The sequence below is a fragment of the Saccharibacillus sp. CPCC 101409 genome (assembly GCF_030518235.1).
Classification (GTDB): Bacteria; Bacillota; Bacilli; order Paenibacillales; family Paenibacillaceae; genus Saccharibacillus.
In genome coordinates this window covers 165369-183680 of the sequence record NZ_JAULSA010000005.1, presented here as the reverse complement: position 1 = coordinate 183680, position 18312 = coordinate 165369, and the positions used below count along the sequence as shown (strand labels likewise).

Here is an 18312-nt window from a genome sequence, read left to right as displayed (position 1 = left end):
CGATGTTTGCCGCTTAGAACGTGCTTCCGGATGCTTTTACGCTTTGCGAAGCGCGGGCGGCCGGCGATTTGACGGCAGTCGATTTGGCGGAAAAGGAACCTGCCGCAGAAGCCGGAGCCTGGGCGATAACCGAATTTTTGCCGAACAAACGGTCGAACGAGAGCAGTCCGTATCCGTACTGGCTGTCGCGGCCGCTTGCGCCGAGATCGACGGCGCTCTGCTGCAGCGCGGAGCGGATCTGGGCAGCTGTCAGATCGGGATAAGCCTGTTTCAGTACCGCCACCGCCGCAGTGACGAACGGTGCCGCGGTGGAGGTGCCTTCGCCGATCTTGTATTTGCCCGATACGCTTGTGCTGACGATGCCCATGCCCGGCGCGGCCAGATCGACGCTCGATCCGGTAGCCGAGAAAGCGGCGCGCGCAAGGTTCGAATCGACGGCGGCCACCGCGATGGTCAGCGAAGATTTGGCCGGGTATTGGATCGTGTCGGCGGAGCCGTCCGCGCTGCCCGAGTTGCCGGCGGCCGCGACGACGACGATGCCGAGATCGGACGCTTTTTGCAGCAGCTGGTCGATCGACTGCGATTCTTCCGGGAAAGAAAGCGACAGGTTAATCACGTTCATGCGATTGTCGATCGCCCACTGCAGTCCGCGCGCCAGCGAGTCGACGGAGCCGTTGCCGTCTTGATCCATGACTTTTACCGCGTACAGCGAAGCGTCGGGCGCGATGCCCTGGAACGCTTTGTTTTTGGCGCCGATAATGCCGGCGACGAATGTGCCGTGACCGTTATCGTCGTTATAGGAAGTCGTGTAATCGACTGTCGATACGCCGCCGCTGACTTTGAGTCCCGAAGCGGCGGAGATGCCGGTATCCAGAATCGCGATCTTGACGCCTTTGCCGGTATAACCGGCCGCGCGCGCTTCGGAAGCGCCGATTGCGTCGTACCCCCACGAACCCTGCCGGATCTTGGCGGACGCGGAAGCGGCGGCTGCGGAAGAGTCGTCGGTCAGGCTGTCCGCGCTTTGCGTCCGAACCGTGTCGGTTGTCGAAGAATCGATCGACACGGCCGAAGCGGAAAAGAGAGTTTCGACATTTGAAATGTCGTTTTTATGCGCAGATGTTTCGACATTGCCGAACAAAACCGCCGAGAAAATAGAAAGGCTCAAAATAGATTTGCGTGCAATTTGTCGAAACATAGCTTTCATCGCTCCCTATATGACAATTTTCGATTATTATCTACATAATTCTATATCGGTAGGAAGCTTTAAAATTTTACACAATTCAATAAAGAAATCACAAAAAAGCGATAAAAAGTGATTTTTTTCGACAAATATCCTTTTTTCTTTCTAGACAAGCTTGAATTTTTCGTTCGAAAAAGTATGCAAATCGATAAAACCGTTGTACTGGACATAACAATTGCCTAAAATGGATGTGCAAGGCTTTTTATCAAAATGTCGAATCGGACGGAGTGGTACATATGAATACGAAAAAGTTGGCTGCCGAACAGGCGGTAGAAGAAATTACAGACGGAATGACGGTCGGTCTCGGAACGGGATCAACGGCTTATTATGCGATTGAAAAATTGGGCGAACGGGTCAAAGAAGGACTGCAAATACGCGCGGTCGCCACTTCCAAACGTTCGGAAGAGCAGGCGCGGGAACTGGGCATTCCTATCGTGCCGTTTGCGGAAGTGAAGCGGATCGATATCACCGTCGACGGAGCGGACGAAGTGGACGACAACCTGGAGCTGATCAAAGGCGGCGGCGGCGCGCTGCTGCGCGAGAAGATCGTGGCGGCGCGCAGCGACCGCATGATCGTGATCGTCGGCGAGAACAAGATGGTGTCCACGCTGGGACAATTTCCGCTGCCGGTCGAGATCGTTCCGTTCGCTCACGAATGGACGCTGGAAGCGCTGGAAAGCCTGGACTTGAATCCGGGCCTGCGCATGGACGGCGATCAGCCGTACGTCACGGACAACGGCAACTACATCGCCGACTGCCGCGCGGAAGCGATCCCGGACCCGGCGGCGCTGCATGCGAAGCTCAATGATATCCCCGGCGTGGTCGAGAACGGCTTGTTCGTATCCATGGCCCATACGGTCGTGGTCGGCCGCGAAGACGGCAGCGTCCAAACGCTAAGACGTTAGCGGCTTGTCTCGCCTGAATCGAATATCCGATCGGGACAAGCCGCTTAGATCCTTTCCGATTCCGGGTAGCTTTCATAGAAAGACGGCAAGGTCCGCAGGGACCCGCCCTACTCCGAACACAGAGAGGAAGACATTATTAATATGAACAGATCCGAATTTGCCACGACGGTACTCGAAGGCGGGCAGGTGAGGCTGCGCAGCGTAACGCCGACCGATTACGAGGAGCTTTACGCGCTGCAGTACACGATCGAGGATCGCGAGTGGACCGAATGGGACGGACCGTATTACAAAGACGAAGAGCACGAGGAAACTTGCACAGAGTTTGTCGAGAATTACGAACGCATCAAAGCGCGGAACCTGCCCTGGGAACCGCGTCTGCTCGTCGAAACCAAAGAAGGCGAGACGCTGGGCGTGGTGACTTCCTACTGGGAGCACAAACCGTCCAACTGGCTCGAAGCGGGCATTTTGCTGTATCGCTCGACGACATGGAGCCGAGGCAGCGGCACGGAAGCGCTTCGGCTGTACGTCGATTACCTGTTCGCGCATCTCGATGTGCCCAGAGTCGGCATCACCACCTGGTCGGGCAATGCGCGCATGATGCGGGCCGCGGAGCGGATCGGCATGCAGCTCGAAGGGCGGATGCGGCGCTGCCGGATCGTTCGCGGCGAGCTGTACGATTCGATTCGCATGGGCGTTCTGCGCGAAGAGTGGGAAGAGCGTTACGGCGGAATCGGCGGCATGGGGCAGTCGGAAAGCCGGTAAATCCGCGCTTTCGCCGCTGTCAAGTTGCTTATCTCTTCCGGTTGTGTCAAGATGGAGCCGTGAGTTCAGAGGGACGGACTTCAAGGACAGATCACACACGAGGTATACGAAAATGCGCGCGGCGATGGGACGCAGGCGCATTTTTCGCCTCTAAAGCGAGGGATAGGCATGACAATAAGCGACGGAACCGCATTGTTTGAACGAATCGACGAGCTCGCGCTTGCCGTGACGGAAGAACAGTATCGGCTGCAGCCGGACCTGATGGAACGCTACGGACGGCCGGGCTTTGAAAAGTCTCGCCGCGATACGGTCTATACGCTCAACTATCTGGTCGAAGGCGTGATTATGGACAGCCCCGCGCTGTTCGTGCATTACATCGGCTGGCTCAAGCAGCTGCTTGCCGGATACGGGCTGACGGAAAAAGATATTCGAATCAAGCTGGAGCTGATTCTGGGCCGGGTCCGGGAATCGGTCCGCGACGAATTTACGGACCGGACGGTCCGGATTCTGGAAATGGGCATCCTGCGGACGGCGGAGCCGGCGGAAGTGCCTTCGTTCCTGACCGACCGGCAGCGTCTGGTCGACGAAGCCAGAGCCTATCTGGATGCTCTGCTGGATAGCGACCGCCAGCGCGCCTACGACGTCGTCGACGGGCTGATCGCGCGCGGCGAGAGCATTCGCGATATCTATCTGTATATGTTCCAGGCGACCCAGTACGAAGTGGGGCGGCTGTGGCAGACGCAGCGGATTACGGTGGCGCAGGAGCATTACTGCACGGCCGTGACGCAGAGCGCCATGTCCAGGTTGTATCCGCACTGGATCGTCGCGGTGTCCGGCAAAGGCGGCGGCAAGCTTCTGTCGGCCTGCGTCGGCGGCGAGATGCACGAGATCGGTCTGCGCATGCTGACGGACCTGTTCGAAATGCAGGGCTGGGATACCTGTTACCTCGGAACGGGCATTTCGGAAGAGAAGCTGCTCGACGAAATCGCGGAGCGGGGAACCGATGTGGTCGCGCTGTCGGCCACGATGACGTTCCATGTGCATTTAATGAAGAAATGGATTGCCCGAATCCGGGCGGACGAACGGCTGGCCGGCGTCAAGATCATGGCCGGCGGCCTGCCGTTCAACGTCGATCCGTCGCTCTGGAGACAGGTGGGAGCGGACGGATACGCGCCGGACGCGGACGCGGCGCTTTCCGTAGCGGCTCGGCTGCTCGAACTGAAATCCGGAGCGTTCGGGGAGGCGGGAGCGGAAGGAGGCTACGAATTTGGAAGCTGATCCGCAGATCGAGATCCGGCGGCTGCGCGCGACGATCGAGCAGCTGAACGACCGCATCGTGCGCGGACAGGCCGACGAAGACCGGGTATTGAGCGAGTTTACGGCGATGAACGGCGAGCTCGTCACGCTTCAGCGCATGCTGGCCAAAAGCAACGCCGAACTGGTCGAAGCGGGACGCGAAGCGCAGCGGGCGAACGAAGCGAAGAACCGTTTTCTGGCGATGATCAGCCACGAATTCAGAACGCCGATGAACGGCGTCCTGGGCATGACCGAGCTGCTGCGCGGCAGCGAACTGAGCGCGGAGCAGCGGAACTGGACCGAGCTGGTCGAAGAATCGGCGACGCTTCTGCTCGGTATGGTCAACGATCTGCTCGATCTGTCGAAGATCGAAGCGGGCGCGCTCGATATCGAAGAGAAACCGTTCGATATGCGCGAAGTGGTCAGCCACGCCGTGCAGCTGCTGGAACCGCGTGCGCGCGCCAAGAACAACCGCCTGCATCACCAAGTCGCGCCGGAGGTCGCCGATCGGCTGATGGGCGATCCGGTGCGCATCCGGCAGATCCTGATCAATCTGATCAACAACGCCAACACGTTTACCGAGAACGGAACGATCGGTTTGAACGTACGCCCGGCCCCTGAGGCGCCGGGCGTACTGCGCTTTGAAGTGAGCGACAGCGGCATCGGCATTTCACGGGAAAACGTTATCAAGCTGTTCAAACCCTATTCGCAGACCGAAGCGGGCAAAGCCCAATCGGGCACGGGCCTCGGACTGATGATCTGCAAATCGCTGGCCGAAGCGATGCGGGGCCGTATCGGCGTCGACAGCCTGGAAGGACACGGTTCGACGTTCTGGTTCGAACTGCCGCTGGCCGCGGCGGACAAGACTTCGCGCGCGCAGGGAGCGCTCAGAGCGGTATCCGTATTCGGCGTAACGGGCGAAGAAGTACCGATACTGGTGGCGGAAGACAATCCGATCAACTGCCGGGTTATCCGTATGCAGCTCAAGAAGCTGGGCTTCGAATCGGTGAAAATCGTCGGAGACGGCACAGAAGCCGTCGAAGCGTACCGGAGCCGTCCGTATGCGATCGTCCTGATGGACAATCATATGGCGGAGATGGACGGGACGGAAGCCGCGCGGCGAATCCGGGAGCTGGAGCAAAACGAGATGCGGCGTCCGGTGCCGATTGTCGCGCTGACGGGAGATTCGCTCGACCGCGAACGTGAAGCCTGCCTGGAAGCGGGCATGAACGATTTTCTGAGCAAGCCGGTCAGCCTGGAAGCGCTCGAAGCGGCGCTGCACAAATGGCTGCCGAGAGCGTCGGATAAAGCGCTCGATTCCAGGGTCGTGCGAGATATTCTCGAATTGGACGAAGGGGAAGAACCGGAAATCTTCCGCATGCTGCTGGAAACGTACGAGCAGGAAACGCCGGGCAAATTGGAAATGCTCGAAGAGCTGATTCGGCGCGGGGAATGCGAAAGCGGCATGCGCGCCGCGCACCAGTTGAAATCCGGCAGTCTGAGCCTGGGAGTGGATTATTTCGCCAGACTGCTCGAACGCGTCGAGTACGCCCTGCGCGAAGGAGCGACGAACGAAGCGCTGGATGTGCTGCCGAAGCTGGGCGGCGCTTACGAGGCCGCCTGCGCGGAACTGCGCCGGTTTGCCTGAACGAACATAGAGACACAGGAGGAACTTATGCTGCAATCCGTCAAACAAGAAGTGCGCGATCCCAGGGTAGCGGAACTGCTGGCGCTGGCCGTATTTCCCGATCCCGAACAGATCGAACGGGCGCTGAAGCGCTATGAAGAGCGGGAAGACCGGAAACTGTTCGCCTATGTGGAAGACGGCGAGAAGCTGGGCGTGATCGGGTTCGAACCGACCGGAGACAAAGAGATTACGCTGACGCATATCGCGGTCGGACCGGAGCACCGCGGACTGGGCTACGGCCGGGGCATGGTGCTGGAGCTGATGGTGCAGGAGCAGCCGGAACGCGTCGTCGCCGAAACGGACGAAGAAGCGGTGGATTTTTACCGCAGCCTCGGATTTTCCGTGATCGGCCTGGGCGTCAGTTCGTCGGGACTGGAACGCTACCGCTGTGTGTATACGGTGGACGAGCCCGAAGAAGACTGAGGTTTTATCATTTTGCCGCGGCGGGGAGGGTCCGAATATGGAAAGTTTGTTGATTCGGGGGGCCCGGATCGTCACGATGAACGGGAAACTGGACGACTTTATCGGAGATCTGCTGGTGGAGAACGGCCGCATCTCGCAGATGGGCGCGCGCCTGGAAGCGCAGGCGGACCGGGTGATCGAAGCACGCGGCAAAGTGCTGCTGCCCGGTTTTATCCAAACGCATGTGCATTTGTGCCAGACGCTGTTTCGCGGCCGCGCCGACGATCTGGAGCTGCTCGACTGGCTGCAGCAGCGCATCTGGCCGCTTGAAGCGGCGCACGACGAGGAGTCGGTCTATTACTCGGCCATGCTCGGCATCGGCGAATTGATCTCGAGCGGCACGACTACGCTGCTCGATATGGAAACGGTGCATCATACGGATGCCGCGTTCCGGGCGATGGCCGAAACCGGCATTCGCGCCGTCTCCGGCAAAGTGATGATGGACCATGGAGGCGACGTGCCGGCCGGACTGCGGGAAAACACGGACGATTCGCTCGGCGAAAGCGTGCGGCTGCTGGATCGCTGGAACGGCCATGACGATGGCCGGCTGCAGTACGCGTTCTGCCCGCGTTTCGTCGTGTCCTGTACCGAGGAGCTGCTGGTCGGCGTACGCGATCTGTCGCGGCGCTACGGCGTCCGCGTCCATACGCATGCTTCGGAGAACCGCGGCGAGATCGAGGTCGTGGAGCGGGAACGCGGCATGCGCAATATCGTCTATCTCGATCATCTCGGGCTGGCGGGGCCGGATCTGATCCTGGCTCACTGCATCTGGCTGGACGAGCGGGAAAAAGAAATCATCCGGCGGCGCGGCGTCAAGATGACGCACTGTCCGGGTTCCAACCTCAAGCTGGCCTCCGGCATCGCCGAGGTGCCCGATATGCTGAGCCGCCGTATGCCGGTAGGTCTCGGAGCGGACGGCGCGCCGTGCAACAACAATCTGGATATGTTCCAGGAGATGCGGCTGGCGGCGCTGATCCAGAAGCCGGCGCACGGTCCGACGACGATGGACGCCCGCACGGTGCTGCGCATGGCGACGATGGGCGGCGCGGAAGTGCTCGGCATGGAAGACGAGATCGGCAGTCTGGAAGTCGGCAAAAAAGCGGATCTGATTCTGCTCGATCTGTACGATTTCCATACGTTTCCTTCACACGAAGTCGATATTTACTCGCGCATTGTGTACTCGGCGACGCGCGGCTGTGTCGATACAGTCGCGATCGGCGGAAAGATCGTGATGGAGAACCGGACGATGAAAACGCTGGACCGCGACCTCGTGCTGCGGGAAGCGGACCGATCGATCGCCCGGCTGATGAAACGAATCGAAGCCTGACGTCAAGCCAAGCCTTTTTCCATAGCGGAAAAAGGCTTTTTTATATGAAAACGACCTGCGGCGTATAAAAAGGAACGAAGTTGACAGAGAAAAGGAAAATGATTATAGTTTCATTGTTGAATAGTTTCATGATCGAATAATATTCGGGGACAAGCATGAAAGGGGAGAAGCAGTTGGACGGATCGATCCGGATGACCGGAGATCTGCCGCCCGAAGACGCCAAACGGCTGATCAACCGCTTTTTGGAGTCGTGGCTGGCGATCGAGCGGGAGATGGGAACGGTGGTGCGCAGACAGATGCAGGAAGACCTTACCAACGACCAGTATTACCTGCTGCAAAAAATTATGCAGAGCGGACCGTGCACCTCGTCCGAGCTCGCCGAAACGTTCAAAGTGGTCAAAAGTTCGATCACCGCGATCGTAACGCGCCTGGTGGACCGGGGATTGATCGAGCGCACGCGCAGCGAAGAAGACCGGCGGGAAGTGTATTTGTCGCTGACCGAACGCGGACACCGCATCGCCGAACAGGTGGAGCAGCGGATTTCGGAATCGGTCGGCTCTTATCTGAGTCATTTTGAAGAAAAAGAAATAGAAATGGTCATGTCGGCGTTCGAAAGACTCGCCCGGCTGGTCGTTGAAGATGGAGGCAGAGACAAAGAATGAGAACCATACTGAAAGCGAGATGGCTGGTGCTGCTCGTCTGGATCGCCGCGGCGGTCGGACTGTTCCTGACGGCGCCGCCCATGTCGGAACTTGTGCGGGAAAAAGGAGGATTCTCCGTTCCCGACGGCTATTCGTCGACGGAAGCCGCTGCGCTGCTGGACGAAATAGCCGCGCAGGACGGAGGCAAAGAAGGCTCGACGGTCGCGCTCGTGTTCCACGATCCCGCCGGGCTGACCGCCGAAGAGAAAGAGCAGGCCAAGCAGGCGGTAGCCGCGCTGGAGAAAAACAAAGAAAGCCTGCACATCAATTCCATTCTCAGTCCGTTCGACCGGGCGGAGCTGGAAGACCGGATGATCTCGGAGAACGGGCAGACCATTCTCGTCTCGCTGAGCGTCGAGATGGCGGAAGGCGAAGTCAGCGAGACGCAAAGCGCGCTCGAAAGCACGCTTGAGCCGTACAGGGTCGATCATTATCTGACGGGCGAAGCGCTGATCAGCGAAGACACGGTGCGCAGCTCCGAAGAAGGCTTGAAGAAGTCCGAGTATATCACGGTCGTCTTTATCCTGCTGATCCTGGTGCTGGTGTTCCGGTCCCTGATCGCGCCGTTCGTGCCGCTGCTGACGGTCGGACTCAGCTATATCGTGTCGCAGAGCATCGTCGCGTTCCTGGTGGACCGCTTCGACTTCCCGCTGTCGAACTTTACGCAGATCTTTATGGTCGCGGTCATGTTCGGGATCGGGACCGACTACTGCATCCTGCTGATCAGCCGCTACAAAGAAGAAATGGGCCGCACCGACAACAAGTGGGACGCGATCGTGGAAACGTACCGCACGGCGGGACGCACGGTACTCGTCTCGGGCCTGGCCGTGCTGGTCGGCTTCGCGGCGATCGGATTGTCGCAGTTTATGCTGTACCGTTCGGCCGTGGCGGTTGCGGTCGGTATCGCCGTGATGCTGCTGGCAATGATTACGATCGTGCCGTTCTTTATGGCGGTGCTCGGACAGAAAATGTTCTGGCCGTCGCGCAAAGCGGCCGGCCATAGCGAGAACCGGCTGTGGGGCTGGGCGGGCAGTTTCTCGTTTAAGCGCCCTTGGGCGTCCCTGCTGATCGTGCTGGCCGTCTCGCTACCCCTGCTGTTAACGTACAGCGGCAAGCTGTCGTTTAACAGCCTGGAAGAAGTGCCGGCGACGTACGAGTCGATCCAGGGCTTCAATATCATCTCGGACAGCTTCGGCGCCGGTGAAGCGATGCCGAGCAAGATTGTCATCAAAGGCGACGAGCCGATGGACAATGCGGAATATATCGCGATTGCCGAGCGGATCAGCCGCGAGGTAAGCAAAGTGGACGGCGTGGACAGTGTGCGCAGCGTCAGCCGTCCGACCGGCGAAGAGATCTCCGATTTCAGCGTCGCCAGCCAGGCGGGCACGCTGGGCGAAGGTCTCGGCGAAGCCGGAGACGGATTGAAGAAGATCGAAGACGGTCTGGGCGAAGCGGGCAAACAGCTCAGCGACAACGCGCCGCAGATCGAAGAAGCGGCGTCCGGCGCCGATGAACTCGTAACCGGCACGGAAGCGCTCAAGACCGGCGTCGAGCAGCTCGGCGACGGGCTGACGCAGATCGAGGACGGCATCCGCTCCGGCGCGACGGGCGCGGGAGACCTGCAGGCCGGTCTCGCCCGGATGAAAGCCAGCGCGCAGCAGCTTGCCGACGCGCATGCGCAGCTGTTGGCGTCTTACCAGCAGGTCGGTACGGGACTGAACGCGCTGAACGGCGGCATGTCGCAGCTCGGCGAGCAGCTGAATGCCGTATCGGGCGCGCTGACCGGCGTACAGGGCCGCTTCGGCAGCCTGGAGCGGAAGTTCCCGGAACTGCTGCAGGATCAGGATTACCTGACGATCCGCGGCACGGTGACGCAGACCGGCCAGGGCGCGGCCGCGCTGGCCGACGCATTCGGCCAGATTCAAGGGCAGGTGTCGCAGATCGCTTCCGGCATCGGCCAGGCCAACGCGGGCTATGCCCAGGCGGCCGACGGACAATCGCAGCTTGCGGCCGGCTTCGATCAGCTGATCGCCGGAATCGAGCAGCTGCAAAGCGGACTGAACCAGGCCGCGGACGGCCAGGGACAGATCGTCGATCAGGTGCCGTCGATCACCGACGGGCTGGATCAGCTTCAAGGCGGCCAGGAGCAGATCGGCCAGGGCTTCCGCGATCTGTCGGGCCAGCTGACGCAGCTGACCGACGGACTGACCCAGAGCACCGACGGGCTCAAGCAGGTTGGAGACGGCCTGGGTTCCGCGCAGGACTATCTCAAGCAGCTGGAACAGAATTCCGATTCCGAACTCGGCGGCTGGTATATCCCGCAGGAAGCGCTCGACGACGAGCAGTTCCAGGAAGTCTACGATAATTACATGTCCAAAGACCGCAAGATCATGACGATGGACGTCGTGCTGTCGCAGAATCCGTACAGCACTCAGGCGCTGGACAAGATTCCGGGCGTGCAGGCCGCGGTCGAACGCGGCGTCAAAGGCACGGCGCTGGAAAACGCGGATGTGGCGATCAGCGGGGTGACCAGCACGTTCGCCGATCTGCAGACCGTATCCAACGCGGACTACAGCCGCACGGTGTACCTGATGCTCGGCGGGATTCTGATTATCCTGATCCTGCTGCTGCGCTCGATCGTCATGCCGCTGTATCTGGTCATTTCGCTGTTCGTGACGTACTACGTCTCGCTCGGCGCGACCGAAGCGATCTTCGTGCACGGACTCGGCTACTCGGGCATCACCTGGACGACGCCGTTCTTCGGCTTCGTCATGCTGATCGCGCTCGGGGTCGACTACAGCATCTTCCTGATGGACCGCTTCAACGAACACCGCGAGCTGGGACCGAAAGAAGCGATCCTGCACGCGATGCGCAATATGGGCACCGTGATCCTGTCGGCCGTGCTGATTCTGAGCGGCACGTTCGCTTCGATGATTCCGTCGGGCGTGCTGTCGATGATGCAGATCGCGACGGTCGTGCTGGTCGGGCTCGTGGTCTATGCGCTGCTTATGCTTCCGTTCTTCGTGCCGGTTATGGTGAAGACGTTCGGGCGGGCCAACTGGTGGCCGTTCCGGATGAAGGAAGGGTTTGACGAGGGAGCGGAGTGACAGGGGTGGTGAACTTATAGACGCTGAAGGGGGCGCTATGGGGCGTTACGTAGGCATTACGTAGGCATTACGTAGGCATTACGTAGGCATTACGTAGGCGCTTGTGGAGCCGCTGCGGAGCCGCAGGGCCTTCGATCGCTGTCGAATTCCGATTTCTTGATTGGACTTTGATAAGGTTGAAATCGAAATTCAAAGGCGACCACTTCGTTTCTCCGGCTCCTGCAGCTCCTCCGCTCACACTCGGCGGGGTGTTAAAGGCTCCCTCGTCTATTGGCGAGGGAGGGGAAGAGAAAACGCCGTTTACCTGTATCGGGTAAACGGCGTTTTTGTGTGCGCGGATTTCTTGGGAATCCGCGCGGTTCAAGAGCGGGGCGTGTGCTTCGCACGACGCAAGGGCGCAGGGCGTGTGCTTCGCACGACGCAAGGGCTCGGGGCGTGTGCTTCGCACAACGCAAGGGCTCGGGGCGTGTGCTTCGCACAACGCAAGGGCTCGGGGCGTGTGCTTCGCACAACGCAAGGGCTCGGGGCGTGTGCTTCGCACAACGCAAGGGCTCGGGGCGTGTGCTTCGCACAACGCAAGGGCTCGGGGCGTGTGCTTCGCACAACGCAAGGGCTCGGGGCGTGTGCTTTGCACAACGCAAAGAGCGGATCGAGAACCTACAGAGCGCTTCTGGCGCTCAGGATATACTTCGCTTCGTCGAGCGGGTTGACGCCGACACGCGTCCGGGATGCTTCGGTGCCTTCCGGGGCTTCCAGGTAGCCGTCGAACGAAGCGGTCATAACGCCTTTGCCGCCGGTAAAAGAGCGCAGGTCCACGGCGTAGTCCAGCGACGTGGCGGCGGGGATGACGCCTTCCACGAAGAAGCGTTCGCCTTCGGCAAGCGGCGGTTCGAACTCGGCCCGCATGCGGGACAGATCGCTCAATACGCGGCCGGCATTGGCTTCGGGCACGGAGATGCGGAAGCGCAGCATCGGCTCCAGCAGCCGGGTGCCGCCGGAGGCCAGGCCGTTCATGATGCCCATCGGCGTGGCGATCACGAAGTCGAGCGGGTGGGTATGCCAGACGTGGTGCTGGCCGTAGGTCAGTGTAACGCGCAGGTCGGTTACTTCCCAGCCGTACAGCCCCTGCTTGAGCGCTTCGGGCACCCGGCGCCGGACTTCGTTCTGGTACGCCGGCAGGATATCGTCGGCGCGGGCTTCGGAGCGGTACACGAGGCCGCTGCCGCGCTCGCCCGGCTCGATCTTGAAGTGCAGGATCGCCCAGCAGGGCTTGGGCGCGAGATAAGCCACTCGGCCTTCGCATACGCGGGCCGGCGTTTCTTTGTAGATGACGGCCGGCGGACCGAAGCCGACATTCAGCCCGAAGCGTGAATGCAGCGTGCTGCCCAGCACTTCGAGCTGGATCGCGCCCATCATGCGCACATGCAGTTCGCGCAGTTCCGGCAGCCAGGCCAGACCGAGCAGCGGGTCTTCGTCCGTCAGCTCGCGCAGCGCTTCGGCGGTGCGGGTATAGTCGGCTTCGCTTTCCGGGAAGACGCGCGAGGTCAGCAGCGGGACGGCCAGTTCCGGCATTTGCGGCACCAGCTCCGGGTCGCCGATCACATCGCCGATCGCGGCCTGCGACAAGCCGAACACGGCCGCGACGTCGCCGGCGTGAATTTCGCCGGCGTCGACTTTCTTCAGGCCGTCGAGCAGGCGGATCTGGGTGATCTTCTCTTCGGTCTCGCGTCCGTGCAGCCGGACGCTGTCCCGGTTGCGCAGCGTTCCGCCGTACAGGCGCACCCAGACGGAGCGGCCCATGGCGCGGTCGCGTTCGACTTTGAACACGATGCCGGCCAGAGCCGGTTTGGGCGCGGGAGCGGGCAGGAAAGCGATCATCGCGTCCAGCAGTTCCTCGATGCCGAGTCCGCGCTGCGAGCAGCCGCAGCAGACCGGATATACACGGCCGGCGGCGGTATGGACGCCCAGCAGACGCACGGTTTCTTCGCCGTCCGGAAGATCGCCTTCGATATAGCGCAGCAGCAGTTCTTCGTCGAACTCGGCTATTTGCTCCGCTGCCGCGGACCGGAATTCGCGCCGCGCCTGTTCGATGCTTTCGCCGCCTTCCGCCGAGCCGTCCCATAGCGTCCGAATGCCGGCGAACGCGCCGTCCTCATCGTAGACCGGCCGCTGCACCGGCAGCGCGGACGGCGACAGCAGCCGGGCGATATCGGCGAGCGTCCGCTCGAACGAAGCGCCGATCCGGTCGAGTTTGTTGATATAAATCAGGGTGGGGACGTTCAGCAGCCGCAGCGCCTGCCACAGCACTTCCGTCTGCGCCTGCACGCTTTCCGCGGCGGAGACGATCAGCACGGCGCCGTCCATTACGCCGAGCGTCCGCTCGACCTCGGCCAGGAAGTCGGCGTGTCCCGGCGTGTCGATCAAATTGATCCTGCCGCCTTTCCAGTTCAACGAAGCTGAAGCCGCTTTCACGGAAATGCCGCGTTCCCGCTCCACGTCGAGCGAGTCGGTGGAAGCGGTGCCTGCGTCGACGCTGCCCGCCGTGCGGATGCTGCCGCCGCGGTACAGCATATATTCGGTCGTCGTCGTTTTGCCGGCATCGATATGGGCAAATACGCCGATATTTCGGACTTGGGAAGAAACGCTCACTGAAATTGATCCCTCGATTCTGTACGGGCCGTCCGGACGAGTCGGGAAAGCTTCCGGGAGGCCGCGCGATTGGAAAACGGTACTTTATTGTACCACGCGCCCGCGCCGCCCCGAAGCTCGATCATCAAAAAAACGCCGCTTGCGCGGCGCTTGTTCGTCCGATATTCTATTTCTGCTTTTTGATCGTATACGTAAATTCCCAGACTGCGGATTGACCGGAGTAGCGGCCGCGGTTCTCGGTAACGGTGACTTTGAGCTTGACTGTTGTGCCGGAAGAAGTAACGGAAGAAGCGGAGACGCTTTTGCTCGTTTCGCCGACGTCCGAAATCTTGTCCTGTTCTTCGGCGTACGCATACAGCTTGATATTGTCCGACGAGACTTTGACGCTGGCGCCTTCGGCAATATTTTTACCGTTGACCTGCGCTTCGGTGTACCATTCGTTGCCGACATGACTGTTGGACACCAGCCGGGCTTCCTTGAAGGTAACGACGTAGGTGCCGGCCGCCCGGGCCGGAGCAGGTCCGGCAAGCGTGCCAAGCAGCAGCGCAAACGCAATCAGCAGGATTCCCGATGCTTTCGTAAACATCCTGTTCATTTCCTTGTATCCCCTCTTTAATGAAAATAATGGAACAAGTCAATTTTACAGGGAATAGGCCTTTTTGCATAGGGATTTTTGTGAAAAAAGGCTTTGTTTCTTCCGCTGGGTTCAGATTCGGCCGTTCTGGTAAACGGTCGACGAAACGTAGGCAATCTGGCTGATTACGAACAGGGCCATCATCACGAAGAAAGGAAGGTCGACTCCGTCGAACAGGAAGATCAGCGCCCAGCCGACCCAGATTGCGGGCAGCATCACATTCCAGACAAACGATTTGGCGCGCGTTTCGATCTCGATCGCTCGCTCGTCGCGTCCACGATTTTTGCGCTGCATATAACGCCCGAATCCCCAGCCCAGCAGTCCGAGTATTATGCCTCCGAACAGTCCGATCATCGCGCCCGTATTGCCGAGAATTTGCATCAACGTTTCATTCAATATTCTCATCTCCTTCGAAAATGAATAATTCTTCGATCGTGCAGCGGAACAGCTGTGCCAGCTTGTGCGCCAGAATCAGAGAAGGCTTGTACTTTCCTTTTTCCAGCGAAATCACGGTTTGTCTGGAGACGTCCAGCCGCTCGGAAAGTTCTTCCTGCGTCATGCCCGACTCGGTGCGCTTTTCGCGGATTCGCGTTTGCACTTCATCCCTCCTCGCTGTGGAACGATATTTTTTGTAAAGCTGACTTTACGTAAAGTTTACTTTACTTATTATCGAATGTCAACCTTTTTAACTCCCAGACTTTTCCACTGCTCAATTTTCCGCTTTCTGGGTAAAAGGGTAAAGACACGGTACGTTCGCCCTATGGGCGTTTCGGCCGCGCAAGAAAGCAGCCAGGGAGGAATGTACAGGTATGAAACGCGCATTTTGGAAAGAAGCGGTCGTTTACCAGATCTATCCGCGCAGCTTTATGGACAGCGACGGAGACGGCGTGGGCGATCTGCGGGGCATCCTTATGAAACTCGATTATTTGAAAGAGCTCGGCGTCGATGTGATCTGGCTGTCGCCGGTATATAAATCGCCCAACGACGACAACGGGTACGACATCAGCGATTACGAGGACATCATGGACGAGTTCGGGACGATGGCCGATTGGGAAGAACTGCTGGCCGGGCTGCACGAACGCGGCATCAAGCTGATGATGGACCTGGTCGTGAACCACACGTCGGACGAGCACGCCTGGTTTGTGGAATCGAAGTGCAGCCCGGACGGGGAGTACGGCGATTACTACGTCTGGCGCGACGCGGCGGAAGACGGCGGTCTGCCGAACAACTGGGAATCTTTTTTCAGCGGTCCGGTGTGGGAATACAGCGAGGAGCGCGGCCAGTACTATCTGCATCTGTTCTCCAAAAAGCAGCCCGATCTCAATTGGGAAAACGAAACCGTGCGCCGCGCCGTCTACGATATGATGAAGTTCTGGCTGGACAAAGGCGTGGACGGGTTCCGCATGGACGTGATCAACCTGATCTCCAAAGCGGAAGGGATGCCTTCGAACGGGACGGCTCCGATCGCCGACGGCAGCATGTACTACGAGAACGGTCCGCGCATCCATGAATTTTTGCAGGAAATGAACCGCGAGGTGCTGTCCGAATACGATGTGATGACGGTGGGCGAGATGCCGGGCGTGACGGTCGAAGAAGCGAAAAAGTATACGGCCGAAGAGCGCGATGAGCTGCAAATGGTGTTCCAGTTCGAGCATATGCGTCTGGACGGCGGCCCCGGCGGCAAATGGGATATCGTGCCGTGGAAGCTGCCCCAGTTCAAAGCGGTCATGCACAAATGGCAGATCGGACTGGCCGAAAAAGGCTGGAACAGCCTGTACCTGAACAACCACGATCAGCCGCGCATGGTGTCCCGGTTCGGCAGCGACGGCGAATTCCGCGTCCAGTCGGCCAAGCTGCTCGCAACGCTGCTGCACACGCTCAAAGGAACGCCTTACGTCTATCAGGGCGAAGAACTGGGCATGACCAACGTCAAGTTCCCGATGATCGACGATTACAAAGATATCGAGAGCTTGAATATGTACAACGAACGGGTAACGCACGGCGGCGCCGATCCCGGCACGGTCATGGCGGCGATCCAGACGAGAGGCCGCGACAACGCCCGCACGCCGGTGCAGTGGGACGACAGCGACTACGCCGGGTTTACGACGGGCACGCCGTGGATCGGGGTAAACTCGAACTACGTGACGATCAACGCCAAGCAGCAGCTCGGCGATCCTCAGGCGGTGTTCCACTATTACAAAAAGCTGATCGCGCTGCGCAAACAAAATCTGATCATGGCGTACGGCGATTACGAGCTGCTGCTGCCGGATCACGAAACGCTTTACGCGTACACCCGGACGCTGGGCGACGAGAAGTGGCTGGTCGTGCTCAACTTCTCGACCGAACCCACGCCGCTGGAATGGCCGCCGGCCTTCGCTTCGCGCGAAGCGTCGCTTGTGATCGGCAACTACGACGAGGAGGGGATGCGGCGCGAAGAACTCCGTCCGTACGAGGCGAGAGTGTATACGCTCAAATAACCGGATCAAATCACGAACCGGCAGGCTTGGACGCACAAAGATTCGGAATCGATAACAAATTGACGAGAAACGGTGGGGTTGGAAATGGACGGCAGAAACGGCGGAGGAAGAAACGAAAACGAAAGGGACCGGCGCGATTCGGGGTTTGGCCCCGATCTGCGCAAAGAAGGAGACGGCGGCCGCGGCGCTTACGGCAGCCCGGACAACCGGTATTCCGGCTCGGCCGGGCAGGACGTTCAAAGCGGCTACGGAACCGGCGGCCAAGAACGCTATCCCGGCGAACGATCGGCTTACGACCAAGGCGGGCGGCGCTACGACGATAGAGCGCCCGAAGCGGAACCGATCGGCTCCCCCTGGTTGAATGTGTGGATTCATCCGCGGCAGGTGACGAGCGGATTTATCCGTTCCGGCAATCCGACCCGGAATGCCCTTGTGCTGGCGATGATCGCGGGAATCTTCAACTCGATGAACAGCGCTTCCGCCCGAAACCTGGGCGATACGATGTCCATGGGGGAGCTTATGGGCAGCTTCCTGGTGGGCGGCGCCGTCGGCGGATTGCTGACTTATTATATCGGCTCCTATCTGCTGAAACTGATCGGCGGATGGCTGGGCGGAAAAGGCACGCTGACGGATATGCGGGTCGTCGTCGGCCGAATCGCCGGCATGCTGAGCATCGGGGCCGGCCTGGTCTGGATTCCCGAGCTGCTGATCGCCGGAAGAGAAATGTTTACGGAAGCCACGCCGGTTCTCGATGCGAGTCCGTTCAAGGCCCTTCTGCTGCTGGCATTCGGGCTGCTGGAAGCGGTGCTTGGAATCTGGGCTTTCGTCGCGCTGCTGCACGGGCTGGGCGAAGCGCACCGGTTCTCGGCCTGGACATCGCTGCTCGCCGAAATCATTCTGGGACTTGGCGTTTTTATCCTGGTCGCCATCATCGTTGTTATTGCGGTGATTATTACCGGCGGCTTCTAAGAGCCGCGCCTGTTTGCCGCCAAACCGGCCCGACGGAGTTTTGCGGCAAGCGCGAAGCGAGGCCGGGCGGACACGCCAAAAAGCCCGCGTCCCGTA

The 18312-nt window shown here is 59.9% G+C and carries 15 protein-coding genes; 10 read left to right on the top strand and 5 right to left on the bottom strand.

Going from position 1 to position 18312, the window contains the following annotated elements; translation table 11 throughout:
• Positions 1–13 precede the first annotated feature (13 nt).
• The gene (locus QWJ34_RS13410; protein WP_302728501.1) at positions 14–1195 is read right to left on the bottom strand and encodes a S8 family peptidase; all 1182 of its coding nucleotides are present in this window, start codon (positions 1193–1195) and stop codon (positions 14–16) included.
• Positions 1196–1476: 281 nt separating this feature from the next.
• Between QWJ34_RS13410 and rpiA the strand changes: the two genes are divergently transcribed.
• The 8 genes from rpiA (at position 1477) to QWJ34_RS13370 (ending at position 11487) form a co-directional block, all read left to right on the top strand.
• Positions 1477–2145 carry a ribose-5-phosphate isomerase RpiA gene (gene rpiA, locus QWJ34_RS13405; RefSeq protein ID WP_302728499.1) on the top strand — a complete coding sequence of 223 codons (669 nt, stop codon included), beginning with the start codon at positions 1477–1479 and terminating at the stop codon, positions 2143–2145.
• Positions 2146–2286: 141 nt separating this feature from the next.
• Positions 2287–2907, top strand: a complete 621-nt coding sequence (locus tag QWJ34_RS13400; RefSeq protein WP_302728497.1) for a GNAT family N-acetyltransferase — start codon at positions 2287–2289, stop codon at positions 2905–2907.
• A gap of 168 nt (positions 2908–3075) precedes the next feature.
• The gene (locus tag QWJ34_RS13395) at positions 3076–4185 is read left to right on the top strand and encodes a cobalamin B12-binding domain-containing protein (protein WP_302728495.1); all 1110 of its coding nucleotides are present in this window, start codon (positions 3076–3078) and stop codon (positions 4183–4185) included.
• Positions 4175–5851, top strand: a complete 1677-nt coding sequence (locus QWJ34_RS13390) for an ATP-binding protein (protein WP_302728493.1) — start codon at positions 4175–4177, stop codon at positions 5849–5851. Before QWJ34_RS13395 ends, QWJ34_RS13390 begins: the two co-directional genes overlap by 11 nt.
• Before the next feature lie 27 nt (positions 5852–5878).
• Positions 5879–6313: a GNAT family N-acetyltransferase gene (locus QWJ34_RS13385; protein WP_302728491.1), complete on the top strand. Its 435-nt coding sequence runs from the start codon at positions 5879–5881 to the stop codon at positions 6311–6313.
• Between the two features lie 37 nt (positions 6314–6350).
• Positions 6351–7679 (top strand): 5'-deoxyadenosine deaminase, encoded by a 1329-nt coding sequence (locus tag QWJ34_RS13380; RefSeq protein ID WP_302728489.1) that lies wholly within the window; start codon positions 6351–6353, stop codon positions 7677–7679.
• A gap of 173 nt (positions 7680–7852) precedes the next feature.
• Positions 7853–8341 carry a MarR family winged helix-turn-helix transcriptional regulator gene (locus QWJ34_RS13375; RefSeq protein ID WP_302728487.1) on the top strand — a complete coding sequence of 163 codons (489 nt, stop codon included), beginning with the start codon at positions 7853–7855 and terminating at the stop codon, positions 8339–8341.
• A complete protein-coding gene (locus QWJ34_RS13370) occupies positions 8338–11487 on the top strand; it encodes an MMPL family transporter (protein ID WP_302728486.1) in 3150 nt (1049 codons plus the stop codon). The genes QWJ34_RS13375 and QWJ34_RS13370 overlap by 4 nt, the downstream gene beginning before the upstream one ends.
• 657 nt (positions 11488–12144) lie before the next feature.
• Here the strand turns inward: QWJ34_RS13370 and QWJ34_RS13365 are convergent.
• The 4 genes from QWJ34_RS13365 to QWJ34_RS13350 form a co-directional block, all read right to left on the bottom strand.
• Positions 12145–14136: a GTP-binding protein gene (locus tag QWJ34_RS13365; RefSeq protein ID WP_302728484.1), complete on the bottom strand. Its 1992-nt coding sequence runs from the start codon at positions 14134–14136 to the stop codon at positions 12145–12147.
• A 166-nt stretch (positions 14137–14302) separates the two neighbouring features.
• Positions 14303–14731: a hypothetical protein gene (locus QWJ34_RS13360; RefSeq protein ID WP_302728482.1), complete on the bottom strand. Its 429-nt coding sequence runs from the start codon at positions 14729–14731 to the stop codon at positions 14303–14305.
• A gap of 111 nt (positions 14732–14842) precedes the next feature.
• Positions 14843–15166, bottom strand: a complete 324-nt coding sequence (locus tag QWJ34_RS13355; RefSeq protein ID WP_302728480.1) for a hypothetical protein — start codon at positions 15164–15166, stop codon at positions 14843–14845.
• Positions 15159–15368, bottom strand: coding sequence for a helix-turn-helix transcriptional regulator (locus QWJ34_RS13350; RefSeq protein WP_302728478.1), 210 nt, complete (start codon positions 15366–15368; stop codon positions 15159–15161). The genes QWJ34_RS13355 and QWJ34_RS13350 overlap by 8 nt, the downstream gene beginning before the upstream one ends.
• A 211-nt stretch (positions 15369–15579) precedes the next feature.
• Between QWJ34_RS13350 and QWJ34_RS13345 the strand changes: the two genes are divergently transcribed.
• On the top strand, positions 15580–17247 hold the full coding sequence (locus QWJ34_RS13345; protein ID WP_302728477.1) for a glycoside hydrolase family 13 protein: 1668 nt from the start codon (positions 15580–15582) through the stop codon (positions 17245–17247).
• Positions 17248–17331: 84 nt separating this feature from the next.
• On the top strand, positions 17332–18216 hold the full coding sequence (locus QWJ34_RS13340; RefSeq protein WP_302728475.1) for a Yip1 family protein: 885 nt from the start codon (positions 17332–17334) through the stop codon (positions 18214–18216).
• Positions 18217–18312 lie beyond the last annotated feature (96 nt).